17 protein-coding genes are annotated in these 18511 nt (G+C 57.7%); 10 read left to right on the top strand and 7 right to left on the bottom strand.

Going from position 1 to position 18511, the window contains the following annotated elements:
- Nucleotides 1-29 precede the first annotated feature (29 nt).
- Genes IPK09_10650 through IPK09_10640 form a run of 3 tightly spaced genes read left to right on the top strand, consistent with a single transcriptional unit; the run spans nt 30 to nt 1342 of the window.
- A complete protein-coding gene (locus IPK09_10650) occupies nt 30-368 on the top strand; it encodes a YbaB/EbfC family nucleoid-associated protein (protein MBK7984075.1) in 339 nt (112 codons plus the stop codon).
- A 9-nt stretch (nt 369-377) separates the two neighbouring features.
- Nucleotides 378-974, top strand: coding sequence for a recombination protein RecR (recR, locus tag IPK09_10645; GenBank protein ID MBK7984074.1), 597 nt, complete (start codon nt 378-380; stop codon nt 972-974).
- 23 nt (nt 975-997) lie between these two features.
- Entirely contained in the window at nt 998-1342 is a 345-nt protein-coding gene (locus tag IPK09_10640; GenBank protein MBK7984073.1) for a histidine triad nucleotide-binding protein, read from the top strand.
- 43 nt (nt 1343-1385) lie between these two features.
- Here IPK09_10640 and IPK09_10635 read toward each other — a convergent pair whose 3' ends face one another.
- Both IPK09_10635 and IPK09_10630 read right to left on the bottom strand, forming a co-directional pair.
- Nucleotides 1386-2117 carry a response regulator transcription factor gene (locus IPK09_10635; protein MBK7984072.1) on the bottom strand — a complete coding sequence of 244 codons (732 nt, stop codon included), beginning with the start codon at nt 2115-2117 and terminating at the stop codon, nt 1386-1388.
- A 43-nt stretch (nt 2118-2160) separates the two neighbouring features.
- Complete coding sequence (locus IPK09_10630; protein ID MBK7984071.1) at nt 2161-3360, bottom strand: histidine kinase; 1200 nt, start codon at nt 3358-3360, stop codon at nt 2161-2163.
- 168 nt (nt 3361-3528) lie between these two features.
- On the opposite strand from IPK09_10630, the gene IPK09_10625 reads away from it, so the two are divergent.
- The 7 genes from IPK09_10625 (at nt 3529) to IPK09_10595 (ending at nt 11478) form a co-directional block, all read left to right on the top strand.
- Nucleotides 3529-4083, top strand: coding sequence for a GspH/FimT family pseudopilin (locus tag IPK09_10625; GenBank protein ID MBK7984070.1), 555 nt, complete (start codon nt 3529-3531; stop codon nt 4081-4083).
- A 213-nt stretch (nt 4084-4296) separates the two neighbouring features.
- A complete protein-coding gene (locus IPK09_10620) occupies nt 4297-4860 on the top strand; it encodes a GspH/FimT family pseudopilin (GenBank protein MBK7984069.1) in 564 nt (187 codons plus the stop codon).
- A gap of 37 nt (nt 4861-4897) precedes the next feature.
- The gene (pilV, locus tag IPK09_10615) at nt 4898-5416 is read left to right on the top strand and encodes a type IV pilus modification protein PilV (GenBank protein ID MBK7984068.1); all 519 of its coding nucleotides are present in this window, start codon (nt 4898-4900) and stop codon (nt 5414-5416) included.
- Nucleotides 5417-5431: 15 nt separating this feature from the next.
- Nucleotides 5432-6304: a PilW family protein gene (locus IPK09_10610; protein ID MBK7984067.1), complete on the top strand. Its 873-nt coding sequence runs from the start codon at nt 5432-5434 to the stop codon at nt 6302-6304.
- 17 nt (nt 6305-6321) lie between these two features.
- A complete protein-coding gene (locus IPK09_10605; GenBank protein MBK7984066.1) occupies nt 6322-7101 on the top strand; it encodes a hypothetical protein in 780 nt (259 codons plus the stop codon).
- Between the two features lie 51 nt (nt 7102-7152).
- On the top strand, nt 7153-10941 hold the full coding sequence (locus IPK09_10600) for a hypothetical protein (GenBank protein MBK7984065.1): 3789 nt from the start codon (nt 7153-7155) through the stop codon (nt 10939-10941).
- Between the two features lie 96 nt (nt 10942-11037).
- Nucleotides 11038-11478, top strand: coding sequence for a type IV pilin protein (locus tag IPK09_10595; GenBank protein ID MBK7984064.1), 441 nt, complete (start codon nt 11038-11040; stop codon nt 11476-11478).
- A 60-nt stretch (nt 11479-11538) separates the two neighbouring features.
- Here IPK09_10595 and ispH read toward each other — a convergent pair whose 3' ends face one another.
- The 5 genes from ispH to IPK09_10570 all read right to left on the bottom strand — a co-directional run bounded on the left by ispH (nt 11539) and on the right by IPK09_10570 (nt 18492).
- Nucleotides 11539-12492, bottom strand: a complete 954-nt coding sequence (gene ispH, locus IPK09_10590) for a 4-hydroxy-3-methylbut-2-enyl diphosphate reductase (GenBank protein MBK7984063.1) — start codon at nt 12490-12492, stop codon at nt 11539-11541.
- Nucleotides 12493-12522: 30 nt separating this feature from the next.
- Complete coding sequence (locus tag IPK09_10585) at nt 12523-13023, bottom strand: lipoprotein signal peptidase (GenBank protein ID MBK7984062.1); 501 nt, start codon at nt 13021-13023, stop codon at nt 12523-12525.
- Nucleotides 13023-15857: an isoleucine--tRNA ligase gene (gene ileS, locus IPK09_10580; protein MBK7984061.1), complete on the bottom strand. Its 2835-nt coding sequence runs from the start codon at nt 15855-15857 to the stop codon at nt 13023-13025. The genes IPK09_10585 and ileS overlap by 1 nt, the downstream gene beginning before the upstream one ends.
- A 66-nt stretch (nt 15858-15923) precedes the next feature.
- Nucleotides 15924-16901 carry a bifunctional riboflavin kinase/FAD synthetase gene (gene ribF / locus IPK09_10575; protein ID MBK7984060.1) on the bottom strand — a complete coding sequence of 326 codons (978 nt, stop codon included), beginning with the start codon at nt 16899-16901 and terminating at the stop codon, nt 15924-15926.
- 130 nt (nt 16902-17031) lie between these two features.
- Nucleotides 17032-18492 (bottom strand): cobalamin-dependent protein, encoded by a 1461-nt coding sequence (locus tag IPK09_10570; protein MBK7984059.1) that lies wholly within the window; start codon nt 18490-18492, stop codon nt 17032-17034.
- Between the last annotated feature and the right edge of the window lie 19 nt (nt 18493-18511).

The raw sequence follows: 18511 nt of genomic DNA, 5'->3' as shown, positions 1-18511 counted from the left end.
GAAATGAAACTGGAGCGATTGGAGGAGAGATGATGAAAGGTGGTTTGGGCAATATCATGAAGCAGGCGCAAAAGATGCAGGAAAACCTGCAAAAAGCGCAGACCGAGATCGCCGCGATGGAAATTGACGGCGAGGCGGGAGGCGGATTGGTCAGCGTCACCATTACCGGCCGCTACGAGGTCAAACGGCTTCGAATCGACGACAGCCTAGTGGGCGATGACAAGGACATGCTGGAAGATTTAGTGGCGGCCGCGTTCAACGACGCCGTTCATAAAGTCGAGCGGACCGTGCAGGATAAAATGTCGGGCTTGACCTCCGGGATGGGGTTGCCGCCGGGCATGTTGGGCGATTTTAAGCTTCCGTTCTGACGGCGTGCTGTGGCTGCGTCGCCGTTATTAAACCAACTGATCACCGCGTTGCGCTGTTTGCCGGGCGTCGGGCCGAAATCCGCGCAACGGCTGGCTTTACACCTGTTGGAGCGAGACCGCGACGGTGCCCGGCGGCTGATTGAGTCCTTGCGGGAGGCGTTGGAAGGCATCGGCCGTTGCCGGCGCTGCCGCGATTTGAGCGAAACCGAGCTTTGCGCCTTGTGCGCTAATCCCCGCCGCAATCAGGCGTTGTTATGCGTGCTCGAAACCCCCGCCGACGTGCTGGCGGTGGAACAGGCGACCGGTTTTCAAGGCGTGTATTTCGTGCTGATGGGCCATTTATCGCCCCTGGACGGCATCGGTCCGACCGAACTGGGATTGGACGTTCTGGAAACCCGGCTGAACGAGGGTCAGATTCAAGAGATCATTCTCGCCACCAACCCGACCGTCGAGGGTGAGGCCACCGCCTACTATATCGGAGAACTGGCCCGCGAGCGCGGCATTCGCGCCACTCGCATCGCCCACGGCGTGCCGCTGGGCGGCGAACTGGAATACGTGGACGGCGGCACCTTGGCGCACGCCTTCGCGGGTCGGCGGGATTTGTGAGGCCCAAACCGGAGCAAATAGTGATGAGCGACTGTCTCTTCTGCAAGATCGCCGCCGGCGAGATTCCCGCCGCGAAGCTCTACGACGACGGCGAAGTACTAGCGTTCCGCGACATCAATCCCGAAGCGCCCGTGCACGTGTTGCTGGTTCCTCGGCGGCATATCGCCACGCTCAACGATCTGGAGGCGGCGGACGCATCGCTCGTCGGTCGGTTGTATCTGGCCGGCAAGCAGGTGGCCGTCGATTTGGGCGTGGCGGAAAGCGGCTACCGAACCGTGATCAACTGCAACCGCGACGCCGGCCAGATCGTGTTTCACATTCACATGCACCTGCTGGCGGGCCGCGAACTGGGCTGGCCACCGGGTTGATGGAAGGCTCGGAACGCCCGCTGGTCTCGTTTTGGCCGGCGGCTTACCACTGCTTGAGAAACTGGCGGACCAGCGGCAAATGCCGCCGGCTGACTTCCAGCCGATCAGGGATGAGGTCGAACATCAGATTGACGCCACCATCGGCGGTTTTCTCCAGACCGGCAATACGCGCCGCCATCGCCAGCCCGTTGCGATGGACCCGGATCACGCGCGCTCCCAACTCCGTTTCCAAGGCTTTCAGCGGCTCTTCGATCAGCGCTTCGCCGTTACGGTGGCGGACCGTGACGTATTTTTGATCGGCCTGGAAATAGCACACCTCGCTTAACGGGATCAATTCCAGACGTGACCCGAGCCGAACCCGAAGATGAGTGCGTCCCGTTGCCGCGTCGCCGGTTGTCAGGCTCGCCAGCTGGGCGCGATTGAGGCGACTGGCGTTGGCCAAGGCCCGTTCCAGTCGCTCCAACCGCACTGGTTTGAGCAAATAAGCCACCGCTTGGGCATCAAGGGCTTCCAGAGCATGTTCGCCGTAGGCCGTGACGAAAATTACGGCAGGAGGCCGGGCGAGTGTCCCTAGCCGTCGCGCGGTTTCCAAGCCATCCACGCCCGGCATCTGAATGTCCAGTAGGACGATATCCGGCGCTGTAGTTTCCGCCAGCCGCAAAGCTTCTACGCCGTTGCTGGCCTCACCGCACGAATGATAGTCGGTAAGCTGATTGAGCAAGTCGCGTAATCGATCACGGGCAGGTGGCTCATCGTCGACAATTAATACGTTCATTCTTGGCATTCAAACCGACTGGTTTGCTACAAACGTATTGACATTATACAAAAATGCCGGGTTTTTGCCGAAAAACCGTTGTCATTGGAGCTTCTAGGGGGATTGAAAAAGCGATCTGGTAATAGCTGGGTGTTTCAGTAATTTCTAGAGGATTTGGAGCCTCATAAGCCAATTGTAGGCGTTGCCGGATATTTTGTTGCGCGATGCCGTGGCCCGGTCTCGCCATCGCACCTTCAGTCGAACGCGGATTGGCTACGGTGATTCGTAAAGCGCGAGCTTGTCGTTCGATGCGAATGATCAGCGTTCCGCCTTCTGGTAACGGTTGGATACCGTGGTGGATGGCATTCTCGGCCAAGGGCTGCAACAGCAAGGCAGGGGTCGGCAGGCCGAGTGGTAAGTCCTCATCCAGTTGCCAATCGACCTTTAACCGTTCGCCCAAACGCAGGCTTTCGATCGCGAGATAGCGGCGGGTGAGTTCGATCTCGGCCTCCAGGGTAATACGTTCTTGATAGGAGAGCGCCGAGCGCAACATGTCGGCCAAGTCGAGGACAGCTTGTTCGGCCCGGTCGGGTTGGCTGTGAATCAGGCTGGCGATGGTATTGAGAGCATTGAACAGAAAATGCGGGTGGATACGCGCTTGCAAGGCTTGCAAGCGCGCTCGCGCTTCGGCTTCAACATTGCGTTGCCATTGATGTTGGATGTAAAAATAACGTAATGCGATCAGGGTGATGATGCCGCCGATAGCGAGGTTGCGAATCAGCAGCATGGCGGGTGGTATCGAGGTTTTGACTAAATCGGCGGATGGTTTCATATACCACCCACCGAACAGTGAAAACAGCAGAATAATCAGTAATATCAAGCTCAGTACAGCCAGGGTCGCGAACGGAGTGTCAAGCCGGTTGAGCCAGCGTCTACACAAACACAAAGCAGCGGCAGCGGTTAGTGCAACCCATTGCACAAACAGCGAAACCAATGCCAGCTGATTCCAAAATGCAGTGAGGTTATCGATTTCAGTGAGGGCTAGAATCAGAGCAAACAGTTCGCCCAGCAAAACCATCCCGAAGACGACTTGGTTTGCGCAAAAATCTGGCAGGAAACCGGATTCTGTGCGTGGCTTGGGGGGTTCTAACGGTAATCGATCCAGCATGGGACGATTTTTATAAGGTGACGGATCAGGGACAAGCGGTGCTGGTTGTTTGGGCTGTTGGGCAAGGGTTTCAATTTTTTCAAAAACATTGATCACTCACATGGGCATTATAGTTGAGATGCTAGCTAGCTATGCTGGTTGTTATTGCGCTGGTGCGAGCGCGGCTATGGGCGCGATATGAAAAGTAAGGTGAATGCTTCATTCAAGGTAAAGGGCGTGATGGCTGCTTGTCTGTGTAGGCTTGATTGTCGTAAGGGGTTTACCTTGCTGGAGCTGATCGTGACTCTGGCGTTAGCGGCGCTCGTGCTGACCGTGGGCGTGCCGAACTTTCAGGCTTTGATTCAGGATAATCGCCAGACCGCCGCGATCAACCAATTAGTGGGTGCGCTCGGCCTGGCGCGTTCGGAAGCGGTCAAGCGCAACATTCGTGTCACATTGTGCAAGAGCGCCGATGGCCGTTGCTGCACTGTCGACGGTGGCTATCAGCAAGGCTGGATCGTGTTTGCTGATTCGAACGGCGATGCGATTCGCGACCCCACCACCTGTCGGAACAGTCCCATCACAAATGATCCTGAGCCCATCATTCGCGTTCATGGGCCGCTGGAGGCGGGATTGACTTTGATCGGAAGCGCTGGTGTGTCCGATTACGTGTCCTTTATTCCGGTCGGCGCCAGTCAAGCGCGCAATGGTGGTTTCCAGGCTGGTACCGTGACTTTGTGCGCGCCTCGGTATCTGGCGTCGGCGCGACGGTTGGTGCTGAGCAGAGGGGGGCGCGTGCGCGTCGAGCGGATGGTACCCGCCGCGACGGCAGGGTGCTAATAGAAGCCATCATAGTCGTTCAATGCGGTGACATGGCTTAAACATTACCGGCTGTCTGCTTCCCATTTATCTGCTAATTACTACCTTTTATCCCTCCATGGGAGTTTTGACGGGCTTGATTGTCTATCATGCGATACGTGTGAATGGCGATGGCGGCAGGCCCGGAATCGTGTAGCGGTGAGGCATGATGGAGAACGAGGTGAGCAAACAGACATGAAAAGCAACACGGGATTTACCTTGATCGAATTGGTGGTGACCATGCTGGTGGCTGTCATCGTATTGACGTTGGGGGTGCCTAGCTTTCAAGCGACGATCAACAACAACCGGCTGACAGCGGGGGCCAACGAGCTAGTGGGCGCGCTTCATCTGGCGCGCTCCGAGGCGATCAAGCGCAACGTTCGGGTCACGCTGTGCAAAAGTGCTAACGGTACTGGATGTACGGCGGTTGGCGGTTACGAGCAAGGCTGGATCGTGTTCGTCGATCCCAACAGCAACGCCACCGTCGATGCGGGCGAACTCGTCATCCGCTCTTACGGCCCACTAGCGGGCGGCATGACTATGCTGGGCGGAGCGAGCGTGGCCAATTACGTTTCTTATGTGTCGGCCGGTATGGCTCAACTTGTCGATGGCACCCCTTTAAATGCTACACCTGCGAATACTACGCTGACCCTATGTAAGGCTGGATTTGCGGATTCGGCGCGCCAGCTGGTGCTCGGTGTGGGAGGGCGCTCGCAGGTCAGCACGCAAGTGCCGGCAACCAATGCGGGTTGTTCGTAAGCCGTTGTTATCAGGTTTGTCACTTAAGGAGAGCAGCATGACGAAAACAAACAAGCCGTTTGGCAAAAGCTCCGCCGGTTTTACCCTACTGGAAGTGCTGGTGGCGTTGGTGGTTTTGTCCGTGGGTTTGCTGGGTTTGGCCAGCCTTCAAGTCAACGGCCTGCGTTTCAATCACAGCGCCTACCTGCGTACCCAGGCAACTTTGTTGGCCGAGGAACTCGCCGACCGTATGCGGGCTAACCGGCCCGGTTTTGTCGCCGGCAACTACGATAATCCTGCGAATCTTACCGTGGTTGCGGCCTGCCAAACCCCTGCTGGATGCACATCCGCGCAGATGGCTCAAACTGATGTCGCTCAATGGCGGCAATCATTGGCTGCTTTGTTACCGACCGGTCAGGGTGTGGTGTGCCTTGATACCGTGCCGGTCGAGCTCCCGGCCGCGAGCACGCCCGCCGCGCCGTCCTGCGATGGAGGCACGACTTACGCCATCAAGATTTGGTGGGATGACAACCGCAGCGGCGGTGCCAACCAACGTTTCATCGCCACCCTCAACTAGGGAGTCGAACCGATCATGCTTGGAGTTTATTTAAGCCCACGACCCTCAGTTGACTCTCGACCCGGATTCGCCATTCAAAGCGGCTATACCCTGGTCGAGATCATGGTGGCCCTGACGCTGGGTCTGGTAGTGATGCTCGGAGTCATTCAGGTTTTCATCAGCACCCAGCAGTCGGCTCGAATCCAGCAGGCTGCATCGCGCATGCAGGAAGATGGCCGGATGGCGATGGCCTTGTTAAGCCGCTACTTTCGAATGGGCGGTTATATCACTTATCCGTGGGACAAGGGGGGTACAGTTTGGAGCACGGCCATTAATGCGCGCGGCTTTCCAAGGGTCACCGGTATTTTTGCCGCTGGTCAGGTTGTGGCTGGTAGCACTATCAACGGGTCTGACGCCATACGGCTTCGCTATCAAGGTGCCGACGATGGATCGGTCACTACTTGTCTGGGCCGGATCATACCGGCCAATCAGATGGCGGACATCACTTTGAGCTTGTCACCCGCCAATCCTCCGCAAGGCCGAGCGCTGCTTTGCACCGATAACAACAATCCCGGCGGCGCCATAGCCCAGCCTCTCGTGGCTGGTTTGCAGGGCATGACCATTCAATACGGCCTGAGCCAGGGGGTTAATGGAGTCGATGCCAACGGGCGTCTAAGAGGCGCCACCGCCTACGTGACTGCTGCCCAGGTTCCCGCCAATCAATGGAATCTCGTGATTGGTTTGCGTGTTTCGCTGCTGGTGCAATCCGACCAGGATCGATTGACCCTGCAACCGCAGACTATCGTTTTCAACGGCGCTAACATCAACGCAGGTCCTAATCCTGCTCCTGATCGGCGAATGCGTTATGTCATGGGCACGACGATCAACGTGCGTAATCAAGCCCCTTGAGTGACGGGAGAAAGGAAATGAATCAGAGTTGTTATGCATTTTTGGGCGGGCCGGTCCGACAAAAGGGTGCTGCGTTGGTGGTGGGGTTGATTCTGTTGGTCGTCATCACGCTGATCGGGGTGAGCGCCATGCAGAGCACGACCTTACAAGAAAAAATGGCCGGCAATTTGCGGGACAGCAATCTGTCTTTCCAGGCAGCCGAAGTCGGCTTGCGTTTTTGCGAGAATATTTTGACGCAAGATTATCAATTTCAGGTGGCCGCGCTGAATCTGGGCGCGATCAATACTCCACCTCAAGCGCGGCCCTTGGATCAAACATGGCAAATTGATAATCCGGCCACACCGGTTGTGGAGGGTCCTGCGGTGTGGTTGTGGAGTCTAGACGAGAATCAAGCCGGCTTTCCAAATACCAACCTTCGGCTCGATCCTAATCCGAATCCGGCCAATGCGCCCTCCACCAGCACGCCCTTTTGGTGGGCTGAAGCAGGACGAGGCGCTGCTTGGTGGGCTGCGGCAAACAACATCCAGGTGCTTCCAGCCAACACTTTGGATGGTTTGTCCGCCAATCCAGGTTGCGTGATGGAGGCCTACATTTATGCGCCTACGGACACCACGCCGGCCGCTGCCGCTTTCAAAAGAAGTCGCGCCGCTGACGGCATCGTGGTCAGGAATGAAACCGCTTTTAGCCGCCAGCGCAACTATTATCGGATTACCGCGCGGGGTTTAGGCGGCAGCAATACGGCGGTCACCATGCTGCAAAGCGGTATTTACCGGCTGTATTACGTCGCGGCGCCTTGATGTCAATAGAAGATACCCGAATATCTATTAGATCTGAATCTGGAGAATTTTATGAAAACATACATGATTAGACGGCATAAATTAGCGATTGCGGTCGCGCTGTTTAGTAGCGGTTTGATGCAATCGACATCTTCTTACGCGGTGCTGCTCGATATTGCCAAACTCCCGCTGTTTATCGGCTCGATAGGAGTGCCGCCGAATGTGTTTATCACTCTGGATGATTCCGGCTCAATGGATTGGGAATTTACTACCATCAAACATTGGCACGCTAATTTCTATGATAGAGATGCGGCGACAGCGGGTAATTCTATTCCAACAAATTATTTTCCTTCTTCGGAAAAAAGATGGTATTACGACTCAAGTAACAAGTTTTCTTACTACTATAATAATGGCGATAATATCTACTCACCAGCAACATGTACGGCTGGCGCAAATAATAATGGGGTTATCGAAACTTGTGCCGCCAGCACTATTTTGGAGTACACCTATCCAAATAACACTAAGCGCTTGCGAGATTGGCGAATTTATTCATCAGCTCTCAATGTCCTTTACTATAACCCCGCCTCAACTTATGAGCCCTGGGAGTCCGGTAGTACAGGAGACGCCAGCTATACTAATGCTTGTAGCAATCCAGTTTGGGGTACTACGACCTGCCGCTATCCTCGCGATTTGAGTGCAACCGATTTTCGCTATGCGGTATGGAATGATGATAAAGGTTTTGATGCCACCAATAGTGTTCCAAATCGTGGTACCAGCATCGATATGACCCAGACCGCAAATGGTTATGTAGACTTGTGGGATACCTACACGCTATACACGGTCAAAGCAGGCGCCACCAATCAGATCGACATACAGACATTCAAGACCACCTTCTGCGCGAATACGACGCAGGCTACCACACCACCGAGAACTAATGACGCGCGCTGTTATGATGGTACCACCTATCGGTCAGGTCGGCTGTTGGTCGATCAAGACGGTACCACTGTCACGCTCTCTGGCTCCGGCGCTCAAGCGGCGTTAGGCGATCGTACCATTGCCCAAGTCAAACAGAACATCGCCAACTGGTATCAATATTCCCGCAAGCGGTCCTTCGTCGCCAAGGGTGCATTGGGTAAAGTCATCAACGCTTTCCCCAATTTTCGCTACGGTGTCAGTGTCTTGAATAACTGGAACGGTACTTGGCCAGATAATATTTTTGTCCAGATGCCAACGGCCGCGCAGCCGCCTTATACCGCTGAAAACACTAGTTTGCTGAGGAATCTTTACGGGTTTAAGTGGACGGGTAGTGGCACGCCATTGCCCGCCGGCTTGGAACGGACAGGCCAATATTATAATAATACCTTGTCAGGCAAGCCGACCCCCATTTTGTCGGCAAGTGCGGGCGGGCAATGCCAGCAGAATTTTTCCTTGATGACCACTGACGGGTTTTGGAACCAGAATATTAGCTCGATGGGCGATCAAGACGGCGATGGTAAAAGTAATACCGTGGCCGATGTGGCTTATCATTATTATCGGACCGATCTGAGCCCGCTTGATAATAAGGTGCTGAAAACCAAACAGGATCTTTTTGATACTACTTACATGTGGCAGCATATGGTCACCTTCGCCGTGGGATTCGGAGTCGATGGTCTACTGCCATATCCTACTAATAGCGGCTGGCCGGCGGCTGTCGAACCGTTGGATACTACTCTATTAAAGTACGGAGATCCGCCAAACGCCACGGAGAAAAATACGAACTGGGGTGATCCCACCGTTAATACGACGACTCCAGCCAAGATCGATGACATGTGGCATGCCGCCTATAACGGTCGCGGCGATTTTATTTCGGCCCGGAGTCCTGATGAACTGGTCGAAGGTCTCAGGCAAGCCTTGAGCAGCATTCAGGCTCGGGTCGGATCAGCGGCGGCGCTTTCGCTTAACCCAGGATTCGTGACCAATACCACCAACACCAAGGCCTATCTCGCCCGTTTCAACAGCGGTGACTGGACGGGGCAACTGATGGCAATCACCATCAATGGCGATGGAACCTTCGATATCGCGCTGCCCTTATGGGATACCGGTAAGCCCACTTCCGCCTTCGCCATGATGGCGCCCGCCAGCCGCAAAATCTTTACGCGCAAACCAGACGGTACCGGTATCGAATTTAAATGGGACCAGCTCGACAGCACCCAACAAGCCTATCTGAACACCAATCCGACCACTAGTATCAATGATGGGAAGGGCCAGCAGCGTTTGGATTTCATTCGCGGTAAAGGAGTTGTAGCGGCGGATAGCGCTTGGTTGAACACCAATAGTTTTCGCGAGCGCTCTAGCATGTTGGGCGATATCGTCCACTCCGATCCATTCTTTGTAGATGGAGAAACCCCTACGGTTTACGTCGGTGCCAACGATGGCATGTTGCACGCTTTTAACGCTAGCACTGGCGCGGAACTGTTCGCTTACATTCCTACGGCCATATTCAAGGGCTTGAGCGGATTGACTAATCGTTACTACAGTCACCAGCCTAACGTGGACGGTTCGGCAGTGGTCAAAATGATTGGTAATCGCAAAATACTGGTTGGTACCTTGCGCGGGGGTGGTCAAAGCGTGTTTGCTTTGGATGTAACCAATCCGAGCAATTTTAGTGCCAATGATGTGTTATGGGAGTACAGCGATAACGATCTGGGCTACACTTTTAGCAAGCCGACTATTGGGCAAATGGCTAACGGTACCTGGGCGGTTTTCCTCGGGAACGGTTATAACAACACCGAAGCGGACGGCAGCGCCAGCACTACCGGCAATGCAGCCCTTTACATTCTCCCTTTAGAGACGAATTTGAAGCTCGGTACCGCCATCAAACTCAATACCGGTAAAGGTCTCGCGACCGCGACCGATAGTAAACCTAACGGACTGGCAACGCCGGCCGTTATTTTCAACCCGATCGACCCGCAGACGGTCAACTCGGTGTATGCCGGCGATCTGCAAGGCAATCTATGGAAGTTCGATCTGAGCGGAAACGCGCCCGCCATCGCTTACAGCGGTAGCAATTGCGCCGCCAGCAACAGTTGCAAGCCTTTATTCACTGCCAAGAACGCGGCGAATCAAGTGCAACCGATCACGGTTCGCCCGGAAGTCGACACCCATCCGTATCGAGGTTATCTCGTGTACTTCGGAACGGGCAAATACATCGAATCCACCGACAACAGCAATATCAATCAGCCCACTCAGACCCTATATGCAATTTGGGATCGGAGTTGGGGTGAGATTGCTGGTGATCCGAGTCCGAGCAGTTTGTTACCACAGGATAGATCTCACTTGCTGGAACAGAAAATCTTAGGCAATGTCGATGGTTTTTACGTGACGAGCAACCAGCAAATTGCTTGGCACTCAGAGCTAAACAGCAATCCCACCGGAACCCCGCCAACGACTCATGTCGGCTGGTATCTGGATCTGATTTATGGCGCCGACAATCGCGGCGAAAAGCAAATAACGAGCGGACGGTTGCGCGATAAGCGGATCATTTTCAACTCGACGATTCCCTCGTCGAGCTTGTGCGAAGCCGGCGGTACCAGCAGTCAGTTTATTCTGGATGCTGTCAGCGGGTCGCGATTGAACATTTCACCCTTTAAAAACAAGAAGGAACCGGTGACGATCATGGTGGACGGCGAAACCGTTGAGGCGACGGTCAGCAGCATGCCTTCAGTGGACATTTTATCGGAACCGCTGCCGATCCAGAATCTGGAAACCCAGCAAGATTACATCATCTCCATGGGTAGCGCAGGCCAACCAAGCTCGACTGCGCTCGATACCGCACTTCAAGTCGTGGGCCGGCAGTCCTGGCGGCAATTACCTCAACAGTAATGTGATGAAAGCCGGGTAAATGACAGCTATGCCGCAAGCGCCGTGTTACGCGTGCGGCATTTTTTGATGATCTGAGCGAATTTGGATGGGCGTATCATGAAATCGAGGATGTTGGGGTTTACTTTGATCGAACTGATGATCGTGGTTGCCATCGTCGCTATCCTAGCGGCGATCGCTTATCCCAGCTATGAGGAAAGCGTGCGAAGATCCAGACGGACGGATGCCAAGGCGGTCCTTATAGAGGCAGCGCAATGGATGGAGCGATTTTATACCAGCAATCTCCGCTACGACCAAGATATTAATGGCGCGCTCGTCACCAGTGCTGGCCAGTTTCCAGGGTCCGGTCTGACAATGTCTCCCAGAGGAGGACCGGCTTTTTACAACATCGGTTTGCAAGCTGTTACCCAAAGTAGTTTTACGCTGCGAGCCGTTGCGGCCGGCGCGCAAAGCAACGATCCTTGTGGTAACTTCACTCTGACTGAGGCAGGAGTACGGAATGTTACCGGGTCGAGACCGGCGGCGGAATGCTGGCGCTGAGAGCTTTCTATTGAAAAATGCATAGTCGGTTCAACTCACCGGCTTTTTCGGCGCTTTGAATCAGGTGGGGCCAACGTATCGCAGATCTCTCGGCAGCGCGAAAACCACGTTTTCCTCGCGTCCGGTGCTTTCCATGACAGTGGCGGCGCCCAGTTCCCGCAGCCGGTCGATGACCTGGCGGACCAGCACTTCGGGCGCTGAGGCGCCGGCGGTGACGCCGATGGTGGCCTTGCCGGCCAGCCAAGCTGGGTCGATGTCGGCCGGGCCGTCGATCAGCCAGGCCGGGGTGCCTTCCTTCTCCGCCAGTTCCCGCAACCGGTTGGAATTGGAACTATTGCGCGAACCGACCACCAGCAACAGTTCGCAATGTTCCGACAGTTCCTTGACCGCATCCTGACGATTTTGGGTGGCGTAGCAGATATCATCCTTACGCGGCCCCTGAATCGCTGGAAAGCGTTCGCGTAGGGCGGCGACGATCCGTGCCGTATCGTCCACCGACAGGGTGGTTTGAGTGACGTAGGCCAGTTCGGCGGGATCGCGCACCGGCAATTTCCAGACGTCCTCAACGGTTTCCACCAGATACATTCGCCCGCCCTGGGCCTCGTCGTACTGACCCATGGTGCCTTCGACTTCGGGATGACCGGTGTGGCCGATCAGGATGACTTCGCGGCCGGCGCGGGCGTGACGGCTGACTTCCATGTGGACCTTGGTCACCAGCGGACAGGTGGCGTCAAACACCTTAAGGCCGCGCTGCGCGGCCTGTTCTTGCACGGTTCGTGAAACGCCGTGGGCGCTGAAAATCACCGTCGCGCCATCCGGCACCTCATCTAATTCCTCCACGAACAAGGCGCCGCGCTCGCGCAAGTTATCGACCACAAAGCGGTTATGGACCACCTCATGGCGCACGTAGATCGGCGCGCCGAACAGATCCAGCGCCCGTTCCACGATGCCGATAGCCCGATCTACTCCGGCGCAAAAGCCGCGGGGGTTGGCGAGATGAATATGAACGCTCATAGGGTTCTCCCGAAAAACGCGGGGCGTCAATCAGAAACCGTCGACCGGGTTTTTCTCGGTTGCCGCCTCTTTGGAAAACAGGCTGTCCAACACCAGCAGGACGGCGCCGACGGTGATGGCCGAATCGGCGACGTTAAAGGTCGGCCAATACCAGCGGTCGTAGTAGAGTTGAATGAAGTCGATGACGTGTCCCAGCCAAGCCCGGTCGATCAGATTGCCGAGCGCGCCACCCAGAATCAACGCCAACGCTGCCCCAAGCCGTTTTTCGTGCGGCTTGAGCCGCCACAGCCAAACGATCAGACCGATGCTGACCAGCGTGCTCAGGCTCAGGAAAAGCCAGCGTTGCCAACCGCCGGCATCCCGCAGGAAGCTGAACGCCGCGCCGGTGTTGTAGGCGAGCATCCAATTGAACGACGGCAGCACCGGCACCGGCTGGTGCATCACCAGCAGCGTTTCAGCGAGGTATTTGGTGGCTTGATCGAGCGCCACGACCGCCGCGCTCAACCAGCCGCACCATCGGGGCGCGGCCATCAGGCGTAACGCCGGATTTCGCCGCTGCCGGTCACATTCTCCACACAGCGACTACAGAGTTCGGGATGTTCGGCGTTCTGGCCCACATCTTCGCGGTGATGCCAGCAGCGCACGCATTTAGCGTGGGCGGTGGGCAGCACCCGGACGGCGAGCGCTTGGCCGTTGACTTGGACTTCGATGGCATCGGCCGGTCGCGCCGCCAGCGGATGCAGTCGGGCATAGGAGGTGATGAAGAAAAAGCGCAATTCGTCTTCCAGTTTGGCCAAGTCGGCGGTCAACGCGCCGTCGCAGTACAAATCCAGTTCCGCGTCCAGCCCGGAGCCGATGCCGCCGGCTACCCGCAATTTCTCCAGCTCTTTGCTGACCGCCTCGCGGACCGCGATCAGCCGCTCCCAATATGCCGCGTTGAACGGATCATTGTCAGCCACCGCTGACAGGCCGCTATACCAAGTCGTCAGAAACACCGACGGCCCGCGTTGGCCGGGCGCATTGCGCCAGATTTCCTCGGCGGTGAAGCTCAAGATCGGCGCCAGCCAGCGGGTCATCGCTTCCAGGATGTGATGCATCGCGGTTTGCACCGAGCGGCGAGCGAGGCTATCGCGCTGGGTGGTGTATTGGCGGTCCTTGATGATATCGAGATACAGGCTGCCCATGTCCACCGAGCAGAAGTTATGGATTTTCTGATAGATCAGATGAAACTGATATTGTTCGTAATGCTCCAGGATTTCGTCTTGCAAGCGGCGGGTGCGATCCACCGCCCACCGATCCAGCGGCAACATCCTTTCAGGTGGCACTTGATGCTGCGCCGGATCGAAGCCCTTGAGATTGGCCAGCAGGAAACGGGCGGTGTTGCGCATCCGTCGGTAAGAGTCGGCCATCCGCTTGAGGATTTCGTCCGAGACACCCATCTCGCCGCGATAGTCGGCCGCCGCCACCCACAGTCGCAACACATCCGCGCCCAGCGAGTTGACCACTTTCTGCGGCGCGACCACGTTGCCGAGCGATTTCGACATCTTGCGGCCGTGGGCGTCCACGGTGAAGCCGTGGGTCAGCAAGCCCTGGTAAGGCGCGACGCCGCGCATCGCCACCGACGCCAACAGCGAGGATTGAAACCAGCCGCGATGTTGGTCGGAGCCTTCCAGATACAGATCGGCGGGAAAGTGCAGTTCGGGGCGGCGATCCAGCACCGACAGATGGGTGGTGCCGGAATCGAACCAGACATCGAGCGTATCCCGAACTTGATCGTAGTCCGCCGCCGCCGCGCCCAGCAGTTCCGCTGGGTCGAGTTCAAACCAAGCGTCGATACCGCCCTGTTCGATGCGTTGCGCCGCTTGTTCCATCAGCATTTGCGTGTTCGGATGCAGTTCGCCGGTCTGCTTGTGGGTGAACAGCGTGATCGGCACGCCCCAATAGCGCTGGCGGGACACGCACCAGTCGGGACGGTTTTCCACCATGCCTTGCAGGCGCGCCTCGCCCCAGTCCGGCGTGAAGCGCAGCTTCTTGATTTCGTCCAGCACACGCGCGCGCAAGCCGTGCTGGTCCATGCCGATGAACCATTGCGGGGTGGCGCGGAAGATGATCGGGGTCTTGTGCCGCCAGCAATGCGGGTAACTGTGTTGCAGGCGCGCGACCCGCAGCAACATGCCGTGCGCTTTGAGGGCGTCGATGACCCGGTCGTTGGCGGCGAAGACATGCAAGCCGGCGAACAGCGGCACATCGGCCAGAAATTTACCGTCTGGACCCACCGGGTTGTCCACCGGCAGACCGTAGCGCGAACCAACCACGTAGTCCTCCTGACCGTGAGCCGGTGCGGTGTGCACCAACCCGGTGCCGGCTTCGGTGGTGACGTGCTCGCCCAGGATGACCGGCACTTCGCGGTCGTAAAATGGATGGCGCAAGGCCAAACCTTCCAGGTCCGCACCCACGCCGTAGGCGATGATCCGGTAATCGTCGATGCCCCAGCGCGCCAGCGAGTCCTGGAGCAACGGTTCAGCGACCAGCAGCCGTTCTTGGCCCCGGTCAGTTTCGACTTGCGCCACCACGTACTCGAAACCGGGATTGACCGCCACCGCCCGGTTGGCCGGCAGCGTCCATGGTGTGGTGGTCCAGATCACCACGGCCAGCGGGCCTTTGCCGTCGTGGCCTTCGACGTGGCGGCAGCGGGCCAGCAACGCTTCAGGGTCCGCCACCGGAAAGCGCACGTCGATGGCCGGCGAATCGCGGTCCTCGTATTCGACCTCGGCCTCGGCCAGCGCCGAACCGCAATCGATGCACCAGTACACCGGCTTGGAGCCGCGATAGAGGTGACCGTTGGCGATGATTCGCGCCAGCGCGCGCACGATGTCGGCCTCGGTGCGGAAGTCCATGGTCAGGTAGGGGTTTTGCCAATCGCCGAGCACGCCCAGGCGCTGGAAATCAATGCTTTGGCTGGCGACTTGTTCGGTGGCGAAGGCGCGACAGGCGGTGCGAAACTCGCGGGCGTCCACTTTAACCCCGACCTTGCCCAGCTTCTTTTCCACCACTTGCTCGATGGGCAGGCCGTGGCAATCCCAACCCGGCACGTAGGGCGCATCGAAGCCGCTCAAGGTGCGGGATTTGACGATGATATCCTTCAACACCTTGTTGACGGCGTGACCGATATGAATGGTGCCATTGGCGTAAGGCGGGCCATCGTGCAGCACGAATTTTGGCCGGCCGGCGAACTCGGCGCGCTGGCGTCGATATAAATCCAGTTCCCGCCACTGGCGCAGCGTATCCGGCTCGCGCTTGGCAAGGTCGGCTTTCATCGGAAAATCGGTGTGGGGAAGATTGAGGGTATCTTTGTAATCAGCCACGGCAAACCTCTAAAAACCAATGCGAAAAACCTCCGATCTTCATGAGAGCGAAGGCGGTTTATCCATTCACCTTTTAACTCCCTCCGGCGCTGAAAGGGCGGGGGGAAAGATGTCTCGCGCGGAAAAATAAGCCCGAGCGTTTTGTTCGTCTCGCTGAATTTGGAGCCGCAAGGCCTCCAGGGATTCAAAGCGCTGTTCGGGGCGCAGATAGCGTAGAAAATCCACTTTGGCGTGTTGGCCGTAGAGGTCGCCCCGATAATCGAGCAAATGGACTTCCAGGCGTTCGCGAGTGCCTTGCACGGTAGGGCGACGGCCGACGTTGGCGATGCCGGGCCAGGGTGGTAAGGCGCGCCCGCTCATCAGCACGGCGTAGACGCCGTAAACCGGCGTGACGCGCCGGTGCGGGTGGATGTTCGCGGTCGGAAAACCGATGGTGCGGCCGCGCTGGTCGCCGTAGGCCACCCGCCCGCATAGGTCGTAAGGTCGGCCCAGCAGCCGCATCGCTAGCTCTAGATCGCCTTGAGCCAAGGCTTGGCGGACGCGGGTGCTGCTGACCCGCTCGCCGTCCAGGAGATAACTATGGGTGTTCGAGACCGTAAAGCCGTGGCGCTGACCGGCTTCGACCAACATGGCGAAATCGCCGGCGCGGCGGTGGCCGAAGCGGAAATCATCGCCGACCACCAGATAGCGGACGCCCAAGCGCTCGACCAGCAAATCCTCGATGAAGCGTTGCGCCGACAAGGCCGCCAGCCGGTGATCGAATTCCAGACACAGCACCCGTTCGATGCCCAAGCCATCCAGCGCCAGCAATTTTTCCCGCAGGCGCATCAGTCGCGCCGGCGGAGCGGCGGGGCCGGCGAAGAATTCTTGCGGCTGCGGTTCAAAGGTGATGACCAAGCGCGGCAAACCGAGCTGGGAAGACGGTTCGGCCAGTTGGTTCAGAATCGCTTGATGGCCGAGGTGCACCCCGTCGAAATTGCCGATGGTGGCGACGCAACCCCGATGGCGGGGCCGCAAATTGTGCTGGCCGCGAATCAATTCCATGCTGGTCGTCGCTAGTGGGGGCGAGTTGCGGGCGAAAGTCGGCATTATAGGAACAATCGCTCGCTTCTTGACACAGCGGCGACCGTTCTTTTCCCGCGCGCGTCCCTGCGTCCGGTCGTCCGTAGCGCACTCAGGCCGACAAGGCGATACGCTGTCCCGGCCAGTCCCACAGTTCGCGCGGAAAATCGCGATACAGTTCCCGGAACGCTTGATCGTAACGCCGCTCGGCATTGATCGCCCGCGCCAGTTCCCAAGGCCGGATCGGATGGCGTTCGACCCGCAGCGGGTTGCGCCGCGAGGCTTCGCGCACCTGACGGGCGAACAGGTCGCTGAACTCGCGCAGCGGCAGGGTGGTGGGGGTCAGCGGATGCATACAGTCGTGCAGGTCGTAAGCGTCGCCGGCCCAGAACGAGGGCCGGGCCGCTTCATAGTCGGCGGTGCCGGGGGAGGGGGTGCACACCGTAAAACTGCACTGTACCGGCGGCATGGCGTTGACGTAGTTACGCAGGTGATCGAATTCGGCGTGACCGTATTCGGGGCGGACCATGAAGGCGGCATGACAGGCGATGCCCAGCTTGCGCAATGTTTCATGGGCGCGTTCGTTGTGCGAGACCGTGCCGCCCTTGCGCACCGCTTTCAATTCCTGGTTGGTGGTGAATTCGAAACCGACGAACACGCCATCCAAGCCAATTTCCTTCCAGCGGCGCATCAGGTCCGGGTAGCGCAGGATGGTGGTGGCGCGCGCCCAGGCGAAATAGCGTTTCTTGATCCCCCGTTTTTCGATGGCGTCGGCCAGCTCGAAGCCGTAGTTTTCGTCAATGAAATTTTCGTCGTCGGCGAAATAGACATGATCGACGCTGATGCGCGAGAGGTCCTCGGCCACCACGTCCGCCAGGCGCGGCATGTGGGTGGTGCCGCTTAAAAACGGCACGATGCAGAACGAGCAGGTCATCTTGCAGCCGTAGGAGGTGCGGGCCATCGCCACCCGCGGGTACAAGACCTGCCAGTCGCGCGGTTTCTCGCAGACCCAGACGCAGTAATAGGCACGGCTGTCCCACAGGTCCCGGCGCGGGATCGGGATGGTGCGCGGGTCGGGATAGCGCGGCCATACTTTGGCGGCTTGTTCGTCGAAAGTATCGCCGGTGAACAACAGATTGTGGATGCCTTCCGGTTCCTCGCCCTTGGCGAGCGCCGCCACCAGCGCACCGAACGGTCCGCTTCCTTCGCCGCGCACGATGTAGTCGATGTCCGGGATATTACAATCCGCCGGCGCGACGGTGGCGTGATGGCCGCCGACCACGATCCGCGTTTTCGGCGACAACCGGCGTACCGTACCGGCCAAGCGCTTCATGCGACCCGATTCGTGACTGTAAGCGGTAAAACCCACCAAGTCGGGCTTAAAGCGCGCCAATTCGCGCTCGAAGGTGGCTTCGGGGAAGCGGTACAACCTTAAATCGAGGACGCGGATTTCATGTTCGGGCGAAATCGCGGCGGCCAGATAGCCGAACTCCAACGGCTCCAGGCATTGGAAACGTTGCAGGCCGAGCACGGTCTTGAGATGGGCTTGAGGTTTGACGAGCAGAATCCGCATGGATCGTTCTCTCAGCGAG

The sequence above is a fragment of the Candidatus Competibacteraceae bacterium genome, assembly GCA_016713505.1.
GTDB lineage: Bacteria > Pseudomonadota > Gammaproteobacteria > Competibacterales > Competibacteraceae > Competibacter_A.
The sequence above is the reverse complement of the archived record's forward strand: the minus strand, read 5'-3'. Positions and strand labels throughout refer to the sequence as shown.

Coding starts and splice junctions, on each gene's coding strand:
- IPK09_10650 (MBK7984075.1), top strand. CDS start 30: ATGATGAAAGGTGGTTTGGGCAATATCATGAAGCAGGCGCAAAAGATG.
- IPK09_10640 (MBK7984073.1), top strand. CDS start 998: ATGAGCGACTGTCTCTTCTGCAAGATCGCCGCCGGCGAGATTCCCGCC.
- IPK09_10635 (MBK7984072.1), bottom strand. CDS start 2,117: ATGAACGTATTAATTGTCGACGATGAGCCACCTGCCCGTGATCGATTA.
- IPK09_10620 (MBK7984069.1), top strand. CDS start 4,297: ATGAAAAGCAACACGGGATTTACCTTGATCGAATTGGTGGTGACCATG.
- pilV (MBK7984068.1), top strand. CDS start 4,898: ATGACGAAAACAAACAAGCCGTTTGGCAAAAGCTCCGCCGGTTTTACC.
- IPK09_10610 (MBK7984067.1), top strand. CDS start 5,432: ATGCTTGGAGTTTATTTAAGCCCACGACCCTCAGTTGACTCTCGACCC.
- IPK09_10605 (MBK7984066.1), top strand. CDS start 6,322: ATGAATCAGAGTTGTTATGCATTTTTGGGCGGGCCGGTCCGACAAAAG.
- IPK09_10600 (MBK7984065.1), top strand. CDS start 7,153: ATGAAAACATACATGATTAGACGGCATAAATTAGCGATTGCGGTCGCG.
- IPK09_10595 (MBK7984064.1), top strand. CDS start 11,038: ATGAAATCGAGGATGTTGGGGTTTACTTTGATCGAACTGATGATCGTG.
- ispH (MBK7984063.1), bottom strand. CDS start 12,492: ATGAGCGTTCATATTCATCTCGCCAACCCCCGCGGCTTTTGCGCCGGA.
- IPK09_10585 (MBK7984062.1), bottom strand. CDS start 13,023: ATGGCCGCGCCCCGATGGTGCGGCTGGTTGAGCGCGGCGGTCGTGGCG.
- ribF (MBK7984060.1), bottom strand. CDS start 16,901: ATGGAATTGATTCGCGGCCAGCACAATTTGCGGCCCCGCCATCGGGGT.
- IPK09_10570 (MBK7984059.1), bottom strand. CDS start 18,492: ATGCGGATTCTGCTCGTCAAACCTCAAGCCCATCTCAAGACCGTGCTC.